This is a genomic window from Streptomyces sp. NPDC017943, from assembly GCF_044328425.1.
In the GTDB taxonomy this organism is placed as follows: Bacteria; Actinomycetota; Actinomycetes; order Streptomycetales; family Streptomycetaceae; genus Streptomyces; species Streptomyces djakartensis_A.
In genome coordinates, this window is record NZ_JBIRHH010000010.1 from 119,598 (window position 1) to 140,661 (window position 21,064).

The following is a 21,064-nucleotide window of genomic DNA, read 5'->3' on the forward strand; positions in this document are numbered from 1 at the left end:
GGGGAAGGCTCGGCTGCCCTGCGCGCCCCCGCAGTAGCCTGGGCATCCGCCGTCTCACGGACGCACTGCCATGGGGGACACCGTGGGAGACCCGCAGCACGGGCATGACGCCGACGACCGGAACGGGCGGGACGGGAACGCGCCGACCACGCAGTCCTTCCCCGCGCAACTGCGACGACTGCGCCAGGCGCGCGGTCTGTCACTGACCGATCTGGCGCGGCAGACGCACTACAGCAAGGGCTACCTCAGCAAGATCGAGACCGGGACGAAGCGAGCGACCCTCGACGTCGCCCGCCTCTGCGACCAGGTGCTCGGCGCGGACGGGGAGTTGCTCAGGCTCGTCCAGGAGAGACCGCCCTCCGGCGGCGAGGACGCACCCGAGGCCGCGCTGGCCGAGCAGCAGTCCGACGAGCCGTGTCCCTACCGTGGACTCTCGGCGTTCACCCCGCAGGACGCGGAGTGGTTCTTCGGCCGGGAACGGGCGACGGCCGCTCTGGTGGAACGGGTCTTCGAACGGGTGGGCAACGGCCCGCTGTTGCTGGTCGCGCCCTCGGGAGCGGGCAAGTCGTCGTTGCTCAACGCCGGACTGGTGCCCGCCCTGCGGCGCGGCGCCTTCCCGATGCCCGGTGCCGACCGGTGGCCGGTGGTGACGTTCACGCCAACGTCGCGGCCGCTGGAGGAGTTGCTGGAGCGCACCGCGAAGGCGGTGGGCGGGGACCTCGGAGTCACCGTGGAGGAAGCCCGCCGCCACCCCGACGCGGTGCCGGACGCCGTACGTGCGATGACCGAGGCCCCGCCCGGGGCTCCTGCGGGGGGCCGCCGGCCGCCGCCCTGCCGGCCGGTGCTGATCGTCGACCAGTTCGAGGAACTCTTCACGCTCTGCACGGACGCGGACGAGCGCCGGTCCTTCGTCCGGGTGCTCCGCGCGCTGGCGGCGTCCTGGCCGGACGCAGGCGGGCACGGCTCCGCCGTCGTGGTGCTCGGCATGCGGGCCGACTTCACGGGCAGCTGTCTCGAACTGCCCGAGCTGGCCGCGGTCTTCACCGACGCGTTGTACGTGCTCCCCCCGATGTCCCTGGCGGAGCTGCGCGAGTCCATCACGCGCCCGGCCCGGCTCGCCGGGCTGACCCTCCAGCCGGGGCTGGTCCCCCTGCTCCTGCGCGACGCGGGGCTGCTCGACGGACCGGGCGGCTCCTCCCCCGACACCGCCGGGGGCCATCCCGGCGCGCACGAGACGCCCTCGGGGGCCCTCCCGCTCGTCTCGCACGCTCTGCTGGCCACCTGGCAGCGGCGGGAGGGCTCCGCACTGACCGTCGCCGGGTACGAGCGGGCCGGCGGGATCCGGGGCGCGATCGCACGCACCGCCGAGAGCGTGTTCACCCGGCTGTATCCGGCCGAGCAGAAGACGATCCGCCGTGTGCTGTCCCGCCTGGTGTACGTCGCGGACGGGGCGGGGGCGACCCGCCGCCGGATGGGCCGGGCGGCGCTGATGGAGCAGCTCGCCGACGCCGACGGCGCTCCCGCCGCGCTCGACGCCTTCGTCCGGGCCCGGCTCATCACGATGGACAGCGACACGGTCGAGATCACCCACGAGGCGCTCCTGCACGCGTGGCCGCGGCTGCGCGACTGGATCCACGCCGACCGCGCCGGACTGCTGCTCCATCAGCAACTGGCCCACGCCGCTGCCGAATGGGAGCGCGAAGGCCGGGATCCGTCCGTCCTGTACCGCGGCACCCGGCTGAACACCGTGCGTTCCTGGGCCGAGGAGCTCGACGGCTGGAGCCGGCTCAGTCCCGGGGAGGAGTCCTTCCTCGGGGCGAGTCTGGCCGAGCAGGAGGTGCTGGAGCGGCAGAGCAGACGCCAGGTCCGGCTGCGGCAGTCGATGCTGGCCACCCTCGCCGTGCTGCTGGGCCTGGCCCTGACCGCCGGGGCGTTCGCCTACCAGCAGCGCGAGAGCGCCCTGGACCAGGAAGCCGTCGCCCGCTCCCAGGCCCTCGCCGTACGGTCCGCGTCGCTCGCCGGAGGGCAGCCCGAGGCGTCGATGCTGCTGGCCGGGGAGGCGTATCGGACCCACGCCACCACCGAGGCGCGCGGCGCGCTGCTGAGCACGCAGTCCCAGCCCTTCTCCGGCCGGCTGGGCGGCCACCGGGGCGCGGTCAACGCGGTGGCCTTCGCGCCGGGCAACCGGACCCTGGCGACGGCCAGTTCCGACGGGACGGTGACGCTGCGCCGGGTGCACGACCGCCGGACGACCGCCACGTTCGCGGTGCACGGTCCCGTCCGGTCGATCGCGTTCAGCCCCGACGGCCGTCTCCTGGCGGCGACGTCGGCACGCGGTCCCGTGAGTCTGTGGGACGTCGCCGGGGCCCGGCGGACGGCCGTGCTCGGTGAAGGCACCAGCGGCGCCCGGACGCTGGCCTTCGACCCCCGCGGAGCCAGGCTCGCCGTCGCGACCACGCGCGGGGCGATCGAGGTGTGGGGCACGGCGGGCAGGCCGCGGATCACGGCGACGCTGACCGGACACGAGGGCTCGGTCAACGCGCTGGGGTACGCGCGGCACGGCCGGGCCCTGGTCTCCGCCGGCAGCGACCGGACGGTGCGGCTGTGGGACACGGACACGGACCGGGCGGCGCAGTCGACCGTGCTGAAGGGGCACACCGACGAGGTGCTGGGCGTGGCGTTCTCCCCGGACGGCCGCAAGGTGGCCTCCGGCGGCATCGACCGGACGGTACGGCTGTGGGACGTCCGCGGTCGCCGGCTCAGCGCGACGCTGCCGGGGAGCAGCGACGACATCAACGCAGTGACGTACACCCCCGACGGCACCACGGTCATCGGCGCGGTCGGTGACGGCACGACCCGGTTGTGGGACGTGCGCAGCGGCCGGCAGACCGCCGTGCTGGCCGGCCACACCGACTACGTCATGGGGGCGGCCGTGACCTCGGACGGTGCCCTGCTGGCCACGGCCGGGTTCGACCGGTCCGTGGTCCTGTGGGACCTGGGCGGCCCGGTGCTGACGGCGCGTCCGTTCACGGAGGTGTGGCAGGCGCGGTACAGCCCGGACGGGTCCCTGCTGGCCACGGCCGACACCGACCACACCGTGCGCCTGTGGGAGGTTCGCGGGCGGCGGCTGGTGGGGACGCTCCGGGGCCACACGGAGACGGTCTTCTCGGTGTCCTTCGCACCCGACGGGCGGACCCTGGCCTCCGCGGGTTCCGACGGCACGATCCGGCTGTGGGACGTGGCCGGCCGTTCGCTGCTGAGGACGCTGAGGGGCCACTCGGGGCAGGTGCTCTCCGTCGCCTTCGCGCCCGACGGCCGGACTCTGGCCTCGGCGGGCGCCGATCGCACGGTGCGCCTGTGGGGTGTGGACGAGCGCACGCCGCGGGCGACGCTGACCGGCCACCGCGACTACGTCAACGGTGTCGCCTTCAGCCCCGACGGCCGGACCCTGGCGAGTGCCGGCGACGATCTGGACGTACGGCTGTGGGACGTGTCCGCGCGACGGCTCCTCGTCACGCTGGGCGGCCACACCGGCGCGGTCCGCGGCGTCGCGTTCGCGCCGGACGGGCGGACCCTGGCCAGCAGCGGCAACGACGGCACCATCCGGCTGTGGGACGTGGGACGGCGCCGTGCGCCGGCCGTGCTGACCGGGCACATCGGCTCCACCCGGGGTATCGCCTTCGCCCCGGACGGCCGGACGCTCGCCAGCAGCGGCAACGACCGTACGGTGCGCCTGTGGGACGTGGCCGGAAGGCGTCCGTGGGCGACGTTGACCGGGCACACCAACGCGGTGTGGAGCGTGGTCTTCGCTCCGCACGGACACACGGTCGCCAGCAGCAGCACCGACGGCACCGTACGGCTGTGGGACCTCGACCCCCGGTCCCGGCTGGCGGAGATCTGCCGGCTGCGCGCGGACCTGGACGCGGACGAACGCGCCCACCTGCTGCCCGGGGTCCCGCTCTCGGACAAGACCCCTTGCGACGGCCGGGACTGAGGGACGGAGTCCCTGATCGGGGGGTGTTTCCCAGGTGTTTCCCGTTGCCTGTCGGCAACAGTCGACGGGCGGGGCGTCGACGGCAACGGGCCGCGGCGAGCAGGCTGCTGTGCGACCACTTCTTCACCGCCTACAGGAAACGGGGGTCCTGGCATGGTCCGCCGGACCGGTCTCATCCGCACACTGATCGCCTTGATGGCCCTGATGTTCTGGGCGCCGGTGTCCGCCGCCGCCGCGCCCGGCCCGCAGTCCGCGCCGCAGACGGCCGCCGCGCAGTGCGGCGCCCTCGCGCCCGGGGCCTCCCCCGCCGCGGAGCGGGCGATCGCCGCAGCCTGCGCCGAAGTGGCGGCCGGCACCTGGTACACGTGGGGCGGCGGCCACGGTCCCCGGCCGGGCGCCACCTACGGGCAGGTCGACCCCACCGACCCCGACAGCGCGCACGACCCGGAGCGGCTCGGCTTCGACTGCTCCGGCCTGGTACGGCACGCCTACGCCAAGGCGACGGGCTCCGACATCCTCGACGGCATCGCCAGCCAGCAGTACTACACGCATCGGGCCGCGGCCCGCTTCACGGCCGCGCAGGGCCTCGCTCCGCTGCTGCCCGGCGACCTCCTCGCCTGGGGCACGCCGGACGACCTGCACCACATCGCCATCTACCTGGGCGCGGGCAAGATGGTCGAGGCGAAGGAGTCGGGCACCCGGCTCATGGTCAGTGACGTCCGCATGAACGGCTACTTCGGAGCCGTCCGCGTCAACACCGGCCAGGTCACCGGTCACATCCACCAGACCTGGGGCACCGACGTGTGGACCAAGGCCAAACCCGCGCTCGGCGCGGCACGTGTGTACGCCTTCCCGTACTCCACCACCATCCGGGTGCAGTGCCAGATCCATGCGGAGAGGGTCAGCGCCGAGGGCTACGACAACGACGCGTGGTCGTACCTGCCGGACTACCGGGCGTGGGTGAGCAACATCTACATCCAGGGGCCGGCGTGGCTCGACGGCGTCTCGGACTGCGGGACGGACAAGCCCGTGCCGATGGTGTGACGGGGCGCAGCGCCGTGCAGGGGACCCGGGCACCGCGATCAAGTGGTGCCCGGGTCCACGCGCCTCAGCAGATGTCGAGGCTGTGGAAGTCGTAGGTCGCGTAGTCCGGGAAGCTGTAGATCTGGCCGTCCGCCGGGGCGTGGTACGAGTAGGTGGGTCCCCAGAAGCGGACCTGGGCTCCGCCGGTCTGATTGTTGCGGGCGAAGAGGGAGTCGACGAAGTTCGAGAGCGACCGTGTGTCGCACTTGAACAGGTGGAAGATGCTCAGCTTGCCGTCACCCTGGCCAACGGCCACGCAGGCGATCCCGGATGCCAGGGAGCACGCGATCAGCTCCGAGTTCCGCTTGTCGGCCGGCACGTCCCGCCTCACCCACTCGCCGGAGAACAGCGGGGAGATCTGCGGTGTCCATGCGGTGGTCCCGGCCGTGCCGTCCTGCGCTGCCTGCGCCGGTGCCGACGCCGCCAGAGGCACGAGGACTGCGGCGATCATCGCCACGACCATCGCAACAACTCGTGTCTTGGTTCTGCTCACGCTCATGTGACCCCTCGGTAGTCGCGACTGACGCAGCCGTTCCGGCGGCCGGATTCCGCCACCACGGCTGCTGCTGTCACGCGCCGGAGAGCCGGCTCCTCTGCTCCCCCGGGTGCCGCAGCGGCCCGGCGCTCCCCCGTGTCAGCGCCTCGGACCGTAGTGCGGGCACGGAGCATCGCGACACTGACAAGTGTCAGGGTGTGCACGGGCTCGCGACATGGTCGTACGGGCGGGCATGTGCCCAACCGGCCTGCACGGACACCGCCTCGGAGGACGGCGGTGGGTCTACCTCTCGTCGGGTTCGTCCTCGTCGCGCAGGCCCCTCGACGGCCCCCTGACGTTGCCCAGAACGCGCTTGCTCTGCTGGTCGACGAGGCGCGTCACGGTTTCCTGGGCGATGCCGAACATGAGGGCCCAGGCGAGGATCTGAGCACCGGAGTCCAGGTCCGTCAGTCCCGGCACGAAGCCGCCCTGGATCACGAGCAGACCGAAGACCGCGGCGAGGGCGCCGACCGGCAGCCGCAGCAGCAACAGGCAGATGGCCACCTCAGTGCTCTGCGTCCACCGGAGGGCCGTGTGCGTGTCGGCCGCTCGGCGGAGCTGCACCACGCGTAGAGCAGCCATCCCTTCACCGCGCCGGAGACGCACTGCGCGGCTCCGGCGCAGTCGACGACCGGCCGGCCGGGCCGAGCGAAGGGGGTTCGTCGCCGCAAGCTGCTGTTCGGATGCACCGGACAGGTGAACTGCCTTACGGAGCAGGGGGGTCAGGCCATACGTTGTGACCTGAACCCAACGCTTCGGCTGAAAGACAGACGGCAGACATGACCGACCACGCGACCACCTCCGGACCGGCAGGGCATCAGAACATCGACACCTCCGTGCCGCATTCGGCCCGGATCTGGAACTACTGGCTGGGCGGGAAGGACAACTACCCGGTCGACGAGCAGGCCGGTGACGCCTACACCGCCGTGTTCCCCGGCATCGTGACCATCGCCCGCAGCAGTCGCGCCTTCCTGCGCCGCAACATCACGCACCTGGTCGCCGAGGCGGGGATTCGCCAGTTCCTCGACGTCGGGACAGGGCTTCCGACCGCCGACAACACCCACGAGGTCGCCCAGCGGATCGCCCCGGAGTCGCGGATCGTGTACGCCGACAACGACCCGATGGTGCTGGCGCACGCCCGCGCTCTGCTCTACTCCACGCCGGAAGGGGCGACCGCCTACGTCGACTCGGACGTGCTGGACCCGGACCGCATCCTGGCGGCCGCAGCCGACACGCTGGACTTCAGCCGGCCGACGGCCTTGATCCTCAGCAACATCCTGGGACACATCGAGGACTACGACCAGGCGCGCTCGATCGTCACGCGTCTGATGGGAGCACTGCCGTCCGGCAGCTACCTCTCCATCAACGATGGTTCGCGAGGCATCGACCCGGTCTTCGAGCAGGCGCAGGACGGGTACAACAAGAGCGGCGCGGTGCCGTACACGCTGCGTACGGTCGACGAGATCACCTCGTTCTTCGACGGTTTGGAGCTTTTGGACCCCGGCGTCGTATCCGTCCCGCTCTGGCGGCCCGACCCCACGGATCCGGCCCCGCAGGTGATCGCCGAACACGGCGGCCTCGCCCGCAAGCCCTGACCAACCGGCTTGCGGTGACGTGACGTTGTACGCCCCCGGCGTCATCGGCCTCCAGCCCCGGTGACGTTCAATCTCCTTGCTGTTCTCCGCCCGGCGCCCGACCATGTCTCCAACAGTGATCATGGTGTGGACGCCGGGCGTCCGCACACGGGGGACGGGAGCCGGCGCATGCGCGGCACAGTACGGAGACTCGGCGGAACCGCTCTGGCCACGGTGGTCCTCGCAGCGGGGCCGGCGGCCTGTACGGACGGCGAGCAGGAGGGCGCCCGCCCGTGCACGGACGGGACGTACGCCTGGTCGGATGTGCGGCGTTCGGAGGAGCTGACCGAACTCGCGGACCCCATCCGGTTGGAGAAGAGGACGGCGTCCTCCTCGGCCCGGCTCGAGCCGGTCGGCGAGACCCGCGTGCGGCCCGTGGTGAACGGAGCACCGCGAGGGGTCGGCGCCGCCGACGTGATCACAGCCTTGGGCAAGCACCTCGGGGTAGAGGAGCCGCTCGCCGGACCGAGCGAGCGCGACGTACCCGAGGAGCGTCTCGGACACGTCTTCGAGGCGGCGACCGGGGATCTCAAGGGTGCGTACTACTCGTGGGGCTATCGCAAGGCCGTCGAAGCCGACTTCGCCTATGCCTGCGGCTCCGCCGCGCCGGTGAGGGGCCACGTCCGGACCTGGGAGGGGACGGGTACCGGCTTCCTCCCCTGCTCCGCCGAACCGGCGGAGCTCTCGAGCGGTCGCCAGGCCGCCCGGCAGCGCTGCCCCGAGGGATCGAAGGCGGTCGAGACCTCCTGACCGGCACCACACCCGCACCGACCGCCCCTGCTCCCCCGGCATCGCCACGCGTGCGGTGTCACTGCGGTCCAACTATGGCCGGTTCCCCCGTACATAAGGTCGCTGCCCGCTGAAAGTCTTGGCTCGACGGTCCTCCCGGTGCGCTGGACGACTCGCACCCGGTCGGTGACGCATCGCGCATGGGAGCACGACCGACATCCGCCCGCGCGACACGTCACGACCGTCTCGGCGCCATCTCTCCCCTCGTGACCGCTGAGCAGAGCGGGCACCGATCGAAGGACGGAACATGAAACGGATGGTCTCCAAGGCCGGTGTCGTATTAGGTGCTGCGGCGCTGGCTGCCACCGCGCTGATGACCGCCGGCCCCGCCAACGCGGCGTGGTCCGACTGCCCGTCCGGTGCGCTGTGCGCGTATCTGGGCACCGACGGCGCGGGCGACCCCGGAACGGTCTACGGCAACAACACCAACCTGTTGCAGTACAACAAGTTCAACAACGCGGAATCGCTGTACAACAACGGGAACAACTGCGACGTGCGCGTCTACTCGGGCCTGAACTACACGGGTTCGGTCGCCACGGCGCAGCGGGGTTGGACGTACTCCCCTCTGTACAGCCCGTGGAAGGACAACGTCGCCTCCAACCGCTGGTGCTGAGCCGACACCGCGGGCGGTTCGCTCACCTGGTGCTGATCACCGCACTGGCCGCGGCCGGTTGCTCCTCCTCGGAGGAGCCCGGCCGTGCGCCCGCACCTCCCGATGTCCGCCCGCTGTCGGGAGCCACGGCGGTGAGTCACGCCGACGCGGTGCGCCTGCACGACCGCACGGAGCGTGCCGTCACCGCCTGTATGACGGCCCGAGGCCAGGACTACACGGCGCAGCCCGCGAACTCCTCGGCGCGCGGCGCAGAGACGAACCCCTACGGGCTGCTCACCCCGCAGCGAGCCGCGGCGGACGGTTACGGCATCGTCGGCGAGTACCTTCACTTGCGGTCCACTCCGCCACCTGCCGAGACGCCGCGCTCGAAGTCCTGGCAGGAGGCCCTGACCGGAACCCCGGAGCACCGGGTGACGCTGCGGCTCACGGGCGGGACCACGGTGCAGTACTCGGCGGACGGTTGTGTCGCCCGCGCGAACGCGGAGGTGTACGGGCCGAAGTGGAACACGCTGGAGCCGCTCACCATGAAGCTGGCGAACCGGGTGCTCGCCACCGTCGAGGACGACCCGGCCTATCGTGAAGCGCTCCGGCGCTGGTCCGCCTGCATGAAGGAATCCGGGCACCCCGCCACGGACCTCCAGGCCGCCCGCGCATCCCTCAACATCCGTCTCTCCGCCGCCGCGCGGGACGAGAAGCGCCTGCGAGCGCTCGGCCGCGACGAGATGGCGACCGCGAAGGCCGACGCCCGCTGCCAGGCCGAGACCGCACTGGCGAAGACCGTTGCGGGCGTCCAGCGGAGGGTCGAGGGCACGCTGCTCACGGCGGAGGACCGCTCGACCGTCGCCGACTACCGGCGGGCCAAGGAACGGGCACTGCGCACCGCGGACGAGTGAGTGGCCGACGCCCGGGGACTGTATACGGGAAGGCGGTTACCGGGCCGGGCCAAGCCGGTGCCGGGCACGACGGCGCACCCGTCACCGAGACCGATCGTCTCGCAGGCTTCACCTCCCGCGACGCTGTAGCGGACACGCCCGCCCACCTCGCTTGCCCCCGTGCGCCCCACACCCGCGGGCCGTGCGGACATGACGCGGACGGCAGCCTGCCTCGCTGGTGGCACGAGGAACTCCCCGTTCGGAGAGGCGTGACGTGTGGCGCTGTCGGCCCGCCGCCCGGAGTTCATCCGTCCCCTCCGCGCCGCGGGTCCGACTCACCGAGTCTCAGCGTCAACCTGCGAAGACATAACGGATGTCTTGCGCCATCAACTACCGGTTGTGTTCAGGCCATTGACACCTCTATTACCCAGCATTTACGTTCCGGCCATCTGAGAGCGCTCTCAGACTCCCCTCCGGTGCAGACTTGAGGTGCCCCATGCCATCCCCACACTCCAGACGCGCAGCGATCCTGCTGCTCGCCCCGGCCCTCGCCGCGTTCGGTCTCGGCCCGGCCGCCACCCCGGCGGCCGCGGCCACCGTGCCCGTGGGCTCGGGCAGCTACTCCGACACCCGGCCGTCCGGCACGTCGGGCCCCACCACCAACACAGGAACGCCGGTCACGCCCAAGGTGACCGCCGCCGCGCGGAACCGGGCCGTGCCCACCAACGACTGGTGGTCCTCCCTCGCCTTCCAGCGCTACGGCGACAACCCGTGGTCGACCCCCATGTACGGTCACCCCCTCACCTACCAGGCCACGGCCGGCGGGCTCGACATCGGCTACCCGACCTCCCCCTCGATCGTCGGTGACGGCCGTCAGTACGAGTTCGCCCACAAGCGGGACCTCACCATCGGCCTGAGCGGCCTCAACTCGCCCGACACCAAAGCCGACGACTGGTCCGACTGGACGGTCACTCCGCTGTGGTCCGACGGCACCCGTACCCTGCGCACCACCATCGGCCACGGCTCCCCGTTCGTCTACGCCAAGGGCACGGGTGGCAACGCGCAGATCACCACCGCCGGCGCACCCACGGTCTTCAGCGACCAGGGCAACGTCCTCGGCATCACCGTCGCCGGACACCACTACGCCCTTTTCGCGCCGACCGGCAGCGACTGGAACGTCTCCGGGTCCACCGTCTCCGCAGGCCTGGGCTCCAAGGACTACTTCTCCGTCGCCGTGCTGCCGTCCACCGGTGCGCTGGCGACCTTCAAGAAGTACGCCTTCAGCTTCGTCACCGACTCCAAGGTCGCCTGGAGCTATTCCGGCGGCACGGTCAGAGCCACGTACACGCTGACCACGGAGGCGAAGGAAGGGACCGAGCGGGGCACGCTGCAGGCGCTCTACCGCCACCAGTGGCTCAACACCTCCGACGCGCTGACCTCCTACACCTACGTCTCCCCCCGCGGCACCATGAAGGTCCGCGAGTCGGCCTCCTTCACCACGAGCCAGAAGGCGGCGGCGGTACTGCCCGGGCTGCCGAAGTCCAGTGGCGTGGACGCGGCCCGGCTGCGCGGCTACCTGAACGAGGTCGTGAACGCCTCCGACCCCTTCTCGGGAGCCACCGACACCTACTGGACCGGCAAAGCGCTCGGCCGCCTCGCCCAACTCGTGCCGGTGGCCGAGCAGATCGGTGAGACCGGCACGCGCGACCGTCTGCTCGGGCTGCTCAAGGGCAAGCTCCAGGACTGGTTCACAGCGGGTGGCGCCAACGAGTTCAGCTACGACAAGGACTGGAAGACCCTCACGGGCTACCCGGCGTCGTACGGCAGCGACACCGAGCTCAACGACCACCACTTCCACTACAGCTACTACGTCTACGCGGCCGCGATCGTCGCGCAGTACGACCAGGGATGGGCCGCCGACTCCGCGTGGGGCGGCATGGTCAAGACCCTCGTGCGCGACGCCGCCAACCCCGGCCGCACCGACACCGCCTTCCCCTTCCTGCGCGGTTTCGACGTCTACGCCGGCCACAGCTGGGCCTCCGGCCACCAGGGCTTCGCCGCCGGCAACAACCAGGAGTCCTCCTCCGAGTCCACCAACCTCAGCGCGGCCCTCGTCCTGTGGGGTTCCGCGACCGGGGACACCTCGCTGCGCGACCTGGGCACCTACCTGCTGACCACCGAGTCGGAAGCGATCGCGCAGTACTGGTTCGACGCGGACGAGCAGGTCTTCCCCTCCTCCTTCAACCACGACACCGCCGGCATGGTCTGGGGCAGCGGCGCGGCCTACTCCACCTGGTGGACCGCCAACCCCGAGGAGATCCACGGCATCAACGTCCTGCCCGTCACCGGTGGTTCACTGCACCTCGGCGGTGAGAAGGCCGCGATCCGGCGCAACATCGCGGAGATGGAACGGGAGAACGGCGGCCCCGCCGTCGAGTGGCGCGACATCCTCTGGGAGTTCCAGTCCCTGGCCGACCCCGCCTCGGCCAAGTCGAAGTGGGACGCCGGAAACGCCGGCTACACGCCGGAGCAGGGTGAGTCCAAGGCGCACACCTATCACTGGATCAACACGCTCGACGCCATCGGCGCGCCGGACGCCACGGTGACCGGCGACCTGCCCACCTCGGCGGTCTTCTCCAAGGGGACGACCCGTACCTACGTCGCCCACAACCACGGGGCGTCGGCGCGGACCGTCACCTTCTCGGACGGGAAGACCCTCTCCGTCCCGGCTCGCTCCACCGCGAGCGCCACGGGGTCGGGCTCCTCGGACCCCGACCCGGATCCCGACCCGCCGACGGGGAACACCTTCCAGCTGCGCAGCGGTGGAGTGCTCACCACGGCGACCGGTGGCACCTCCGGCAGCGACACGATCGCCTCCGGCGGCGGCGCCAACCACGACGGCACTCCGTACCAGCCTCTCGTCTACGAGGTGCGCGGAGTCAACGGGACGCTCACTCCGGGCGCGGGGACGACGTTCCGGTTGCAGGTGGACGCCGGCACCACCGTCGGCCTGGGCCAGCAGGCGCGCGTGAGCTACGACTTCACCGGTGACGGGAGCTTCGACCGGACCGAGACGTACAACTACTTCGCCACCGACCCGGTCGCCGGATGGGAGGAGTACGCGCAGACCCGCGGCCTCAAGGCCTCCACGGGCACCCTCGGCAACCTCAAGGGCGGAACCGTCCGCCTGGAGGTCTGGAGCGCCATCGGCAACGGCACCGCGAAACTCCAGACCGGCACGGACAAGTCCGTGGTGGTGATCCCCTACAGCTGACCAGACGCACGAGAAGCGTGCGGCGGGCGACGCCACCCAGGCGCCCCCCGCCGCACCGCCCGTGGACTACGAGCCGGGCACAGTGCGGCGGCCTGCGAAGAGCGCTGCCTCGGGTGCCGGGGAGCCGGCCCAGTGCATGCGGGACCACGGGAGGGACAGTTCGTCCGTGCCGGTCACCGTCCGGGGCGCCAGGTCCTCGATCCGGGCGGCCTCCCGGTGCCGGGCGAACACGGTGTCGACATAGCGGTGGCCGGTGTCGGCGGCGAGGAACAGGGCGGTACGGGCGGGCTCTTCGCGGCGTTCCCACCGCGCGGCCAGGTAGGCGGCTCCCGTGGACAGACCCGCGAAGACGGCGTGCCGGCGCAGCAGGTCGACGTTGCCGGCGAGCGCGGCGTCGAAGGCGAGCCAGTGCACGGTGTCGTAGAGGTCGTGGCGGACGTTGCCGAAGGGGATGGAGCTGCCGATCCCGGCGATGATGATCTCCGGGTCGGCGACGTGGTCGCTGCCGAAGGTGACACTCCCGAAGGGTTGAACGCCCACGAGCCGTACGTCGACGGCGCGTTTCCTCAAGTAGTGGGTGAGGGCGCCGGTGGAGGCGCCGGAGCCCACGCCGCCGACGAAGGTGAGCGAGTCGCCACCGATCCGGTCGTGGATCTGCTCGGCGACGGCTTCGTAGCCGAGGTAGTGGACGTCGTCGTGGTACTGGCGCATCCAGTGGTAGTCCGGGTGCTGCCGCAGGATCTCGCGTACGCGGGCGACACGGCGGTTCTGGTCGAGCTTCAGGCTGCTGCTGGGCGGCATCTGCTCCAGGTGGGCACCGAGCACGTCGAGTTGGGCGCGCAGGGTCCGGTCGACGGTGGTGGAGCCGACGATGTGGCAGCGCATGCCGTAGCGGTGACACGCCAGGGCGAGTGCGTAGGCGTAGATGCCGCTGGAGCTGTCGACGAGGGTGTCGCCGCGTCGTACGGCTCCGGTGTCGAGCAGGTGGCGTACGGCGGCCAGGGCGGAGACGACCTTCATGGTCTCGAAGCGGAGGCAGAGCAGGCCGTCGTCGAGGCGTATCAGGTCCGGGCGTCCGATGGCTTCCGAGATGTGTTCGTCCACGGGGACTCCTCACTGGGGGACGTGAAGGTGGTGAAGGTGCGGGTCGGCGCGATGCCCTCGCGTTCCAGGGCGCGGGTGCACCGGCGCAGACCGTGGTGCAGGCCGGGTGCGCGGGGGTCGAAGAGGAGGCCGGCGACGTTGCCGCTGTGGGCGATCTGCACGCCGACGGCGCCTGTCGCGTCGGCGATGCCGGTGAGCGCCGGGAACTCGTCGTGGCGCAGGACGCGTTGGCGCAGTCGGGCGCTGGCGGTGCTGACCCGGCCGAGCAGGGCGGTGTCGGCGTCGGTCACCGCGCGTCTGAGCATCCGGCGCAGGTGCCCGTAGGCGGCGAGGTCGTCGTCGTGGTGGTGGAGGGCGGGGAGGGAAAGGGTGTCGACCGGCGCGCCGCCGGCGAGCGCGCACCCGACGACCACGGCGGGCGGCAGCGCGGAGCCCATCACTTCGAGGACGCGGCCCTCGCGCTGCGCGAAGAGCAGCGGACGTGACCCGTGCATCAGGGGGTCGCTGGCCCCTTCGGCGCGCACCGCGAGGCGGGCGATCGTCTCCGCGGGCAGCAGCACGCCCCAGGAGTCGGCGACCGCCCGCACGGTGGCGATGACGTCGCTGGTGGAGGATCCCATGCCGAGCCCGACGGGGAGGTCCCCGGCGAGGGTCAGCTCCCCGCCGCAGGGCTCCGCGTCGCGGCGCGCCGCGCACTCCCGTACCGCCAGGACGGCGGCCGCCCGCGCCTTGGTCCGGCCGGCGGGCGTCACCGTCACCTCCTCCGGTGGCGTGCCTGGCCGGCACGCGAAGCGGGCGGTGCTGCCCGGTCCGTGCATGGGCAGCGTGACCAGCGCGTGGACGGGGCGACGCCGCTGGTCGAGGAAGACACCTTGCAGGATCTCGCCGTGGTGGCAGGCGGCGCGTCCGACGCCTTCCGTGTCACGGGCAGGGGCTCCCGGCCGGCGGGTGGCGGCCGTCATGTGCCGGCCGCCGCCCGGTAGCGGTACAGGGTGGTGGGTTCGGCGCTGAACTGGGAGAAGGGGAAGGGCTCCGCGGACAGGGCGGTCACGCCCCGCCCGAGGAAGGCGCGCGCCACGGCGCTGCCGGTCTGGGCGTAGACCACCAGGGGCACGCCGCGTTCGCGGCAGCGGGTCAGGACGGTGTCGAAGCTTCCGTTGCTGAGCGTCATGCCCGTGGCCACGACGGCGTCGGCGGTGTCGAGGACCTCGTGCATGTCGTCGGTGACCGGGTCGCCCCACTGGGTGGCGCGGAGGTTGAAGTCGCAGAGCAGCGGATCACCGCCGCGCTCGCGGATGGCCGCGACGAGCGGGTTGACCACCCCGATCAGAGCGACCTTGGCCCCGGCGTCGATGTCGAGGAGCCCGGCGATGGCCGCGTCCCGGGCCAGCGCCCGGGTCTCGGGTGTCCCGGCGGGCAGGGTGACCGGTTCCGCCTCCTGCGCCTCCCGGTGCGGGCGGACCGAGCTGAGGTAGGCGTCGAGCGTGGCTATCCTCAGCGGCTTCGGCGCCTCGCGCAGCAGCGTGTCGACGGAAGTGCCGGAGGCGTCGCGGCAGATGGAGGGGTCGACCTCGCCCGCCTCGAAGGCGCAGCCGCCGAAGGAGTCGCCCAGACGGACGAGCACGTACTGGTTGAGGTAGGTGGTGTTGCCGCCGGCCAGGCGGGTGCCGTGGTGCACCCAGAAGACGCTGGTGGCGACGAGGTCGGCGGGGCGGGGGCCGTGCTCGCCGGCGAGGACGGCGGCCAGGAGTTCCTCGGTGTTCTTCATCGCTGTCCTCCGGTACGGGGGGTGTCGTGGGTGATGCGGAAGAGGTAGGTGAGCACGCCGTCCTGCCAGTCGTGGAGATGGTCGATCCGGGGACGGAGCCCGTGGTCCAGGGCGTGCTGGACGAGGGCGCGCAGGTCCGCGGTGTTGGAGGCGATGACGTGGATCTCGCCGCCGGGGGCCAGCAGGTCCTTCTGCGTGATCTGGGCGAAGAACGTCGCCAGCAGGGGTGCGCCCACGCACACGTTGCGGACGACGTCGGGGTCGTCACTGACGGTCTGGCTGACGGCGGGCGGGTTGAAGGTGACGACGTCCAACTGGACGCCTTCGGGGAGAGCGTCGAAGACGTCACTCACCGCGGGGTGGAACGCGGGGCACTCGCCGACCAGGCGCCGGTAGTGGCGGGTGGCGGCGGCCACGCTCTGGGGGTGGACGTCGAGCGCGTGAATCTCCCGGGCACCCCGGACACCGGCCGCGACGGCCTCGACGCCCAGGCCGACACCCATGGCTGCGTACCGCAGGCCGCGGGTCTCGATACGGCCGTCGAGCACGCGTTCGTGGATCAGGCGGCTGGTCCAGCCGGGCAGGAAGACGCCGGGCGGGACGTCGAACGTCCAGCCGTTCCATGCGTAGGTGCGTGTGGTGTGCAGATCCGCCTTGGGCTGGTTGAGCGAGATGATCCGGTCGGCGGGCAGGGGCGGCGGCAGCTGCTCGAGAAGAGCCCGGCCGGTCGGGTCGGGGGTCATGTCCAAAGGTCCTTTCCTTGTCACCTGGCGGAGTGGCGCGCGGCCACGGCGAAGGACGGCCTGTCCGGCGGGGGTCGGTGGCTGCCGGACAGGCCGTGGCGGGCGGGGACTCAGCCCTTGAGTTCGCGCAGGTAGGCGGCGAACTTCTCCAGGCCGTCGATGTTGCGGGGGCCGCTGATGCCCTCGTTGTAGTCGAGGACGAAGAAGTTGCCCTTCTTCACGGCCGGGAGTTCCCTGGTGTGCGGGGACCTCCGCAGGAAGTCGATCTTCTTCTCGGCGGGCAGGTCGCCGTAGTCGAGGATGACGACGACTTCGGGCTCCGCCTCGGCCACGGATTCCCAGTTGACCTGGGTCCAGCGCTCGTCGAGGCCGTCGAAGACGTTCCTGCCGCCTGCCGTCTTGATGATGTCGTTGGGCGGTACCTGGTTGCCCGCGGTGAACGGCTGGTCGGTGCCGGAGTCGTAGAGGAAGACGGGCACGGGATCGCCGTCGGGGGCCGTGGCCTCGACCTTCGCCACGCGCTTCTTCATCGCGTCCACGACCTCCGTGGCCTTCTTCTCGACCCGGAAGATCTTGCCCAGCCGTTCGAGGTCGGTGTAGAGAGCGTCGAAGGGGCTCATCCGCTCGGGGTGGCCGGGGTAGTTGAAGCAGCTCTCGGTGTGCATGAAGCTCTGGATGCCGAGCTTGTCCAGGATCTCGGGTGTGATGCCCCGCTCGTCCTTGAAGCCGGAGTTCCAGCCGGCCACCACGAAGTCGGACTTCGCCTCGACCACGACCTCCTTGTTGAGGAGGTCGTCGCTGAGCATTTTCACCTTGGCGTAGTCGGACGCCCACGGGGACTCACTCACCGGTGGGTTGGCGGGCGGCATCACGTAGCCGTACACGTGCTCGGCGAGGCCGAGGGCGAACAGCTTGTCCGCGCTGCCGCCTTCGTAGGCGACGGCCCGCTCGGGCACCGTGTACTCCACCGGTTCACCGCACCGCTTGACGGTGACCTTGCGGGACTCCTTGGCGTCCGAGGTGACCTCGGCACCACATCCGGTGAGCACCAGGACCACGGCCAGCGCGGAGCCGAGAGCGGCGGGCCTTCGGACCGCGGCGAGGTTGCGGGTTGTACGCATGCGTGGAACAGCCTTTCAGCAAGTGGAGTTGAGCGCGTAAAGCAGCTGGGGAGCGCCGGTCAGCGGGTGGGGGACGACGCTGGCCTGGACGCCGAAGACGTCACCGACGAGGTCGGTCGTCAGCACGTCCGCGGGCGCGCCGGAGGCCACCAGGCGGCCTCGGGCGAGCACGCCGAGCCGGTCGCAGGCCGCCGCGGCGAGGTTGAGGTCGTGCAGGACGACCAGGACGGTGAGCCCGGAGGCGCGCAGCATCGTCAGCAGGTCGACCTGGTGGCGGACGTCCAGGTGGTTGGTCGGCTCATCGAGGACGAGGATCTCCGGCTCCTGCACGAGGGCGCGGGCCAGCAGGACGCGCTGCCGCTCGCCGCCCGACAGCGTCAGGACGCCCCGGTGGGCGAGGTGGGCGATGTCGAGTCGTTCCATCGCCCGCTCGCACAGCTCGCGTTCCCGGCGGCTGAGCGCCTGGTTGCCGCGCAGATGGGGCGCGCGTCCGAGCGCGACGACCTCCTCGACCGTGAAGTCGAAGTCGACGCCGCCGTCCTGGGTCATGGCCGCGATGGTCCGGGCGCTGTCGCGCAGGGGCAGTCGCGTCAGGTCCTGCTCACCCACCCAGACGGTTCCGGAGCTCGGACGCAGTGCCCGGTACACGCACCGCAGCGCCGTGGACTTGCCGCTTCCGTTGGGCCCCACGAGCCCCACGACCTGACCGTCCGGCACCGTCAGGGACAGCGCGTGCACGAGACTCCTGCCGTCCGCCACCACGGAGAGCTCATCGAGTTCCAGGTCCACGTCAGCGCCCTCCGAAGGTGTAGCCCCGGCGTCGCATCAGGGCGATGAAGACCGGCACCCCCACGAGCGCGGTGATGACTCCCAGCGGCAGCTCGCGCGGGGCCACCAGGGTCCGTGCCGCCAGGTCGACCCACACCATGAAGATCGCCCCGACCAGGGGGGCCACGGCGAGGACGCGGGCGTGCGTGGCACCGACGACCATCCGCACCACGTGCGGCATCACCAGACCCACGAAGGCGATGGCACCGCTGACGGCGACCATGACGCCCGTCACCAGCGAGACGAGCACCAGCAGCACCTTGCGGTGCCGGTCGGGATCGAAGCCGAGACTCGCGGCGGTCTCGTCCCCGAGCGACAGCACGTCCAGGGCCCGCCCGTGGCGGTACAGCACCGCGAGGCCGGCCGACACGACGGCGGCGACGACGGGCAGCGCGCCCCAGGTCGCGGCACCGAAGCTGCCCATGGTCCAGTACAGGACCATGCTCGTCGCCTCGCTGTCCGGCGCGAGGTAGATGATCAGGCTCATGACAGCCTGGAATCCCAACGACAGGGCCACGCCCGTCAGCACGAGGCGCAGCGGGGACAGCGCACCGCGGCCGGCCGCGGCGGCGTACACCAGGAGCGAGGCGGCGAGCGCGCCGACGAAGGCACCGACGGAGACGGCGTGGATGCCGAGCACCGCGAGGCCACCGGTGACCGTGACCCCGACCGCGCCCACGGAGGCGCCCGAGGAGACCCCGAGGACGAAGGGGTCGGCCAGGGCGTTGCGCACCATGGCCTGTATGGCGACTCCCACCGCGCTCAGCCCGGCCCCCACCAGTGCCGCGAGCAGCACCCGCGGTGTACGGATCTGCCAGATGATCTGATAGGTCGTCACCTCGTCGGCGCCGATGCGCCCCCCACTGAGAGCCGCCCACAGGTGGCGAGCGGTCTCACCGGGGGTGACGACGGCCGGCCCGAGCCCGATGGCGACGACGACGGACACGAGCAGGACGGCGGCCAGCACGGCGCAACCGAGGACCAGCGCCTGGCGGGACGCGAGTCGAGCGCGCGCGGCCTTTCCGGACCGGGGCTCCCACGCCTCGGCGGGGGCGACCTCCTCCGCGCTCACGCCGGGCGAGGACACGGAGCGCACGAGCGGAGGTCGGTGCGGCACCTTCACGTCCCCTCATCACTCTCGTTAATGAAAATCATGTTCACGAGCAAGAACCTAGCACGCCGTCCAGCCCGGCAGGCAAGTCCGGATCGATCGACGACTCTCGGGGCGAGCGAGCGGCTGGTGGCACTCTAATGGAAATGATTATCACTGCGATAGTGTGTCGTCAGCGCCGCGCTGCCCGGCGTCCGCCCCGGCCGGTCCCGTCGCTCGACTTCGCCGCCCGGCAGGGACGTTGCAGCCGGCCGCGCCCCATCCCCCGTCACCGACAGGACAGGAGCACTCCCCCGTGTCCACCCCCGCCCCCGCCGCCGAGTCGCCTCCCGCCGAGCAGCGCTCGATCCTTCTCGACGTGGCCTTTCTCCGCCTCTGGACGGGCGCCACCGCCTCGGGCCTGGCCACCTGGGCCCTGCCCTTCGTCCTCGGCCTCGCGGTCTTCGACCGGACTCTGTCCGCCACGGACCTCGGCCTGCTGCTCGCCGCGCGCACCGTCGGATTCCTCGCCGCGGTGCCCGTGGCCGGAGTGCTGGCCGACCGGCACTCCCGCCGGGGCGTGGTGCTGTGGGCGGGGCTCGCCGCCGGAGCCGCGGCCCCCGTACTCGCCGCCGGGCTGGGACGCTCGCTGCTGCTGATGACGGCGGCTGCCGCGGTGGCGGGAGCCGGCCAGGGCGCCTGCCGACCCGCCTACCAGGCCCTCACCGCCGAGGTGGTCGACGCCGGTCGCCGGCAGCAGGCCAATGCCGCGATGACCCTGGCGGTACGGGTCACCACGCTGGTGGGCCCTTCCCTGGCCGCGCTGCTCGCCGTGTTCCTGGACACGTGGGCGCTGCTGTGGGGCATCGGGTTGCTCTGGCTCGCCGCGGCCTGCGTCCCCGGACCCGGTGCACGACCCGTGGCTGCGGACGACGCGCCGCGGCCTTCGCCCGGGACGGGCGGGGCGTCCTTCCTGGCCGAGTTCACGGAAGGTGTCCGCGAGGCGCGCAGGCACCCCTGGTTCCTGGCCGGTCTGGCCGCGCTGACGGCCGTCATAGCCACCGGCTACTCCGCGACCGGCGTCGCCCTGCCCATGGTCAGCAGGGACGAGTACGGGACCGAGGTCGTTCTCGCGGGTGCGATGACGGCCTACACCGCCGGAGCGCTCGGCGGTGCGCTGCTGATCGCCCGCTGGCGTCCGCGCTCCCCCGGCCGGGCCGCCCTCGCCGGCCTGGCCTGCTACGGCTTCGCCCCGCTCAGTCTGGTGTTCCCCGTGCACCCGGTCGTCGTGATGGCCGCCTACGCGGTCGCCGGCATCGGCATCGAACTGTTCAACGTGCCGTGGTTCACCGCCGCCCAGCGCGAGGTCGCCCCGGACAGACTGGCCCGCGTCTCGTCCCTGGACTTCCTGCTCTCCTACGGCCTCGCCCCGGTCGGACTGGCCGTCATCGCCCCCGCCATCGACGCGTTCGGCGCCACAGCGGTCCTCGCGGCCTGCGCACTCGTCTGCTTCGCGGCACCCGCCACCGCCGCGTTGGTGCCCAGCACCCGTACCTTCTCGACCGAACGAGGGTCCGGCGACGCCCGCCGCGGGCCCGGGTGAGGTGACCGGCCAC

At 71.8% G+C, this 21,064-nt stretch carries 17 protein-coding genes; 8 read left to right on the forward strand and 9 right to left on the reverse strand.

Going from position 1 to position 21,064, the window contains the following annotated elements; translation table 11 throughout:
- Positions 1 to 70 precede the first annotated feature (70 nt).
- Positions 71 to 3,994 carry a helix-turn-helix domain-containing protein gene (locus ACH4C6_RS29080; RefSeq protein ID WP_398111590.1) on the forward strand — a complete coding sequence of 1,308 codons (3,924 nt, stop codon included), beginning with the start codon at positions 71 to 73 and terminating at the stop codon, positions 3,992 to 3,994.
- 153 nt (positions 3,995 to 4,147) lie between these two features.
- Positions 4,148 to 5,038 carry a C40 family peptidase gene (locus ACH4C6_RS29085; protein ID WP_398111591.1) on the forward strand — a complete coding sequence of 297 codons (891 nt, stop codon included), beginning with the start codon at positions 4,148 to 4,150 and terminating at the stop codon, positions 5,036 to 5,038.
- A gap of 64 nt (positions 5,039 to 5,102) precedes the next feature.
- Here the strand turns inward: ACH4C6_RS29085 and ACH4C6_RS29090 are convergent, their stop codons facing one another.
- Both ACH4C6_RS29090 and ACH4C6_RS29095 read right to left on the reverse strand, forming a co-directional pair.
- Positions 5,103 to 5,576 (reverse strand): hypothetical protein, encoded by a 474-nt coding sequence (locus ACH4C6_RS29090; RefSeq protein ID WP_398111592.1) that lies wholly within the window; start codon positions 5,574 to 5,576, stop codon positions 5,103 to 5,105.
- Between the two features lie 279 nt (positions 5,577 to 5,855).
- Entirely contained in the window at positions 5,856 to 6,194 is a 339-nt protein-coding gene (locus ACH4C6_RS29095) for a hypothetical protein (RefSeq protein WP_398111593.1), read from the reverse strand.
- Between the two features lie 197 nt (positions 6,195 to 6,391).
- Between ACH4C6_RS29095 and ACH4C6_RS29100 the strand changes: the two genes are divergently transcribed.
- The 5 genes from ACH4C6_RS29100 (at position 6,392) to ACH4C6_RS29120 (ending at position 12,794) form a co-directional block, all read left to right on the forward strand.
- Positions 6,392 to 7,207: an SAM-dependent methyltransferase gene (locus ACH4C6_RS29100; RefSeq protein ID WP_398111594.1), complete on the forward strand. Its 816-nt coding sequence runs from the start codon at positions 6,392 to 6,394 to the stop codon at positions 7,205 to 7,207.
- Between the two features lie 168 nt (positions 7,208 to 7,375).
- A complete protein-coding gene (locus tag ACH4C6_RS29105) occupies positions 7,376 to 7,996 on the forward strand; it encodes a hypothetical protein (RefSeq protein ID WP_398111595.1) in 621 nt (206 codons plus the stop codon).
- A 286-nt stretch (positions 7,997 to 8,282) separates the two neighbouring features.
- Complete coding sequence (locus ACH4C6_RS29110; protein ID WP_398111596.1) at positions 8,283 to 8,648, forward strand: peptidase inhibitor family I36 protein; 366 nt, start codon at positions 8,283 to 8,285, stop codon at positions 8,646 to 8,648.
- A 29-nt stretch (positions 8,649 to 8,677) separates the two neighbouring features.
- Positions 8,678 to 9,541 carry a hypothetical protein gene (locus ACH4C6_RS29115; protein WP_398111597.1) on the forward strand — a complete coding sequence of 288 codons (864 nt, stop codon included), beginning with the start codon at positions 8,678 to 8,680 and terminating at the stop codon, positions 9,539 to 9,541.
- A gap of 475 nt (positions 9,542 to 10,016) precedes the next feature.
- A complete protein-coding gene (locus ACH4C6_RS29120) occupies positions 10,017 to 12,794 on the forward strand; it encodes a glycosyl hydrolase (protein ID WP_398111598.1) in 2,778 nt (925 codons plus the stop codon).
- Positions 12,795 to 12,860: 66 nt separating this feature from the next.
- Here ACH4C6_RS29120 and ACH4C6_RS29125 read toward each other — a convergent pair whose 3' ends face one another.
- From ACH4C6_RS29125 to ACH4C6_RS29155, 7 genes are all read right to left on the reverse strand, one after another.
- Positions 12,861 to 13,898, reverse strand: a complete 1,038-nt coding sequence (locus tag ACH4C6_RS29125) for a pyridoxal-phosphate dependent enzyme (protein WP_398111599.1) — start codon at positions 13,896 to 13,898, stop codon at positions 12,861 to 12,863.
- Positions 13,856 to 14,860 carry a GHMP kinase gene (locus ACH4C6_RS29130; protein ID WP_398111600.1) on the reverse strand — a complete coding sequence of 335 codons (1,005 nt, stop codon included), beginning with the start codon at positions 14,858 to 14,860 and terminating at the stop codon, positions 13,856 to 13,858. Before ACH4C6_RS29130 ends, ACH4C6_RS29125 begins: the two co-directional genes overlap by 43 nt.
- The gene (locus ACH4C6_RS29135) at positions 14,857 to 15,666 is read right to left on the reverse strand and encodes a Rossmann-like domain-containing protein (protein ID WP_398111601.1); all 810 of its coding nucleotides are present in this window, start codon (positions 15,664 to 15,666) and stop codon (positions 14,857 to 14,859) included. The genes ACH4C6_RS29130 and ACH4C6_RS29135 overlap by 4 nt, the downstream gene beginning before the upstream one ends.
- Positions 15,663 to 16,409, reverse strand: coding sequence for a methyltransferase (locus ACH4C6_RS29140; protein WP_398111602.1), 747 nt, complete (start codon positions 16,407 to 16,409; stop codon positions 15,663 to 15,665). Before ACH4C6_RS29140 ends, ACH4C6_RS29135 begins: the two co-directional genes overlap by 4 nt.
- A 110-nt stretch (positions 16,410 to 16,519) precedes the next feature.
- Positions 16,520 to 17,530 carry an ABC transporter substrate-binding protein gene (locus ACH4C6_RS29145; protein WP_398111603.1) on the reverse strand — a complete coding sequence of 337 codons (1,011 nt, stop codon included), beginning with the start codon at positions 17,528 to 17,530 and terminating at the stop codon, positions 16,520 to 16,522.
- Between the two features lie 15 nt (positions 17,531 to 17,545).
- Positions 17,546 to 18,319: an ABC transporter ATP-binding protein gene (locus ACH4C6_RS29150; protein ID WP_398111604.1), complete on the reverse strand. Its 774-nt coding sequence runs from the start codon at positions 18,317 to 18,319 to the stop codon at positions 17,546 to 17,548.
- A 1-nt stretch (position 18,320) separates the two neighbouring features.
- Complete coding sequence (locus tag ACH4C6_RS29155; RefSeq protein ID WP_398111728.1) at positions 18,321 to 19,343, reverse strand: FecCD family ABC transporter permease; 1,023 nt, start codon at positions 19,341 to 19,343, stop codon at positions 18,321 to 18,323.
- Positions 19,344 to 19,764: 421 nt separating this feature from the next.
- On the opposite strand from ACH4C6_RS29155, the gene ACH4C6_RS29160 reads away from it, so the two are divergent.
- Entirely contained in the window at positions 19,765 to 21,051 is a 1,287-nt protein-coding gene (locus ACH4C6_RS29160; protein ID WP_398111605.1) for an MFS transporter, read from the forward strand.
- The last annotated feature ends 13 nt before the right edge of the window (positions 21,052 to 21,064 follow it).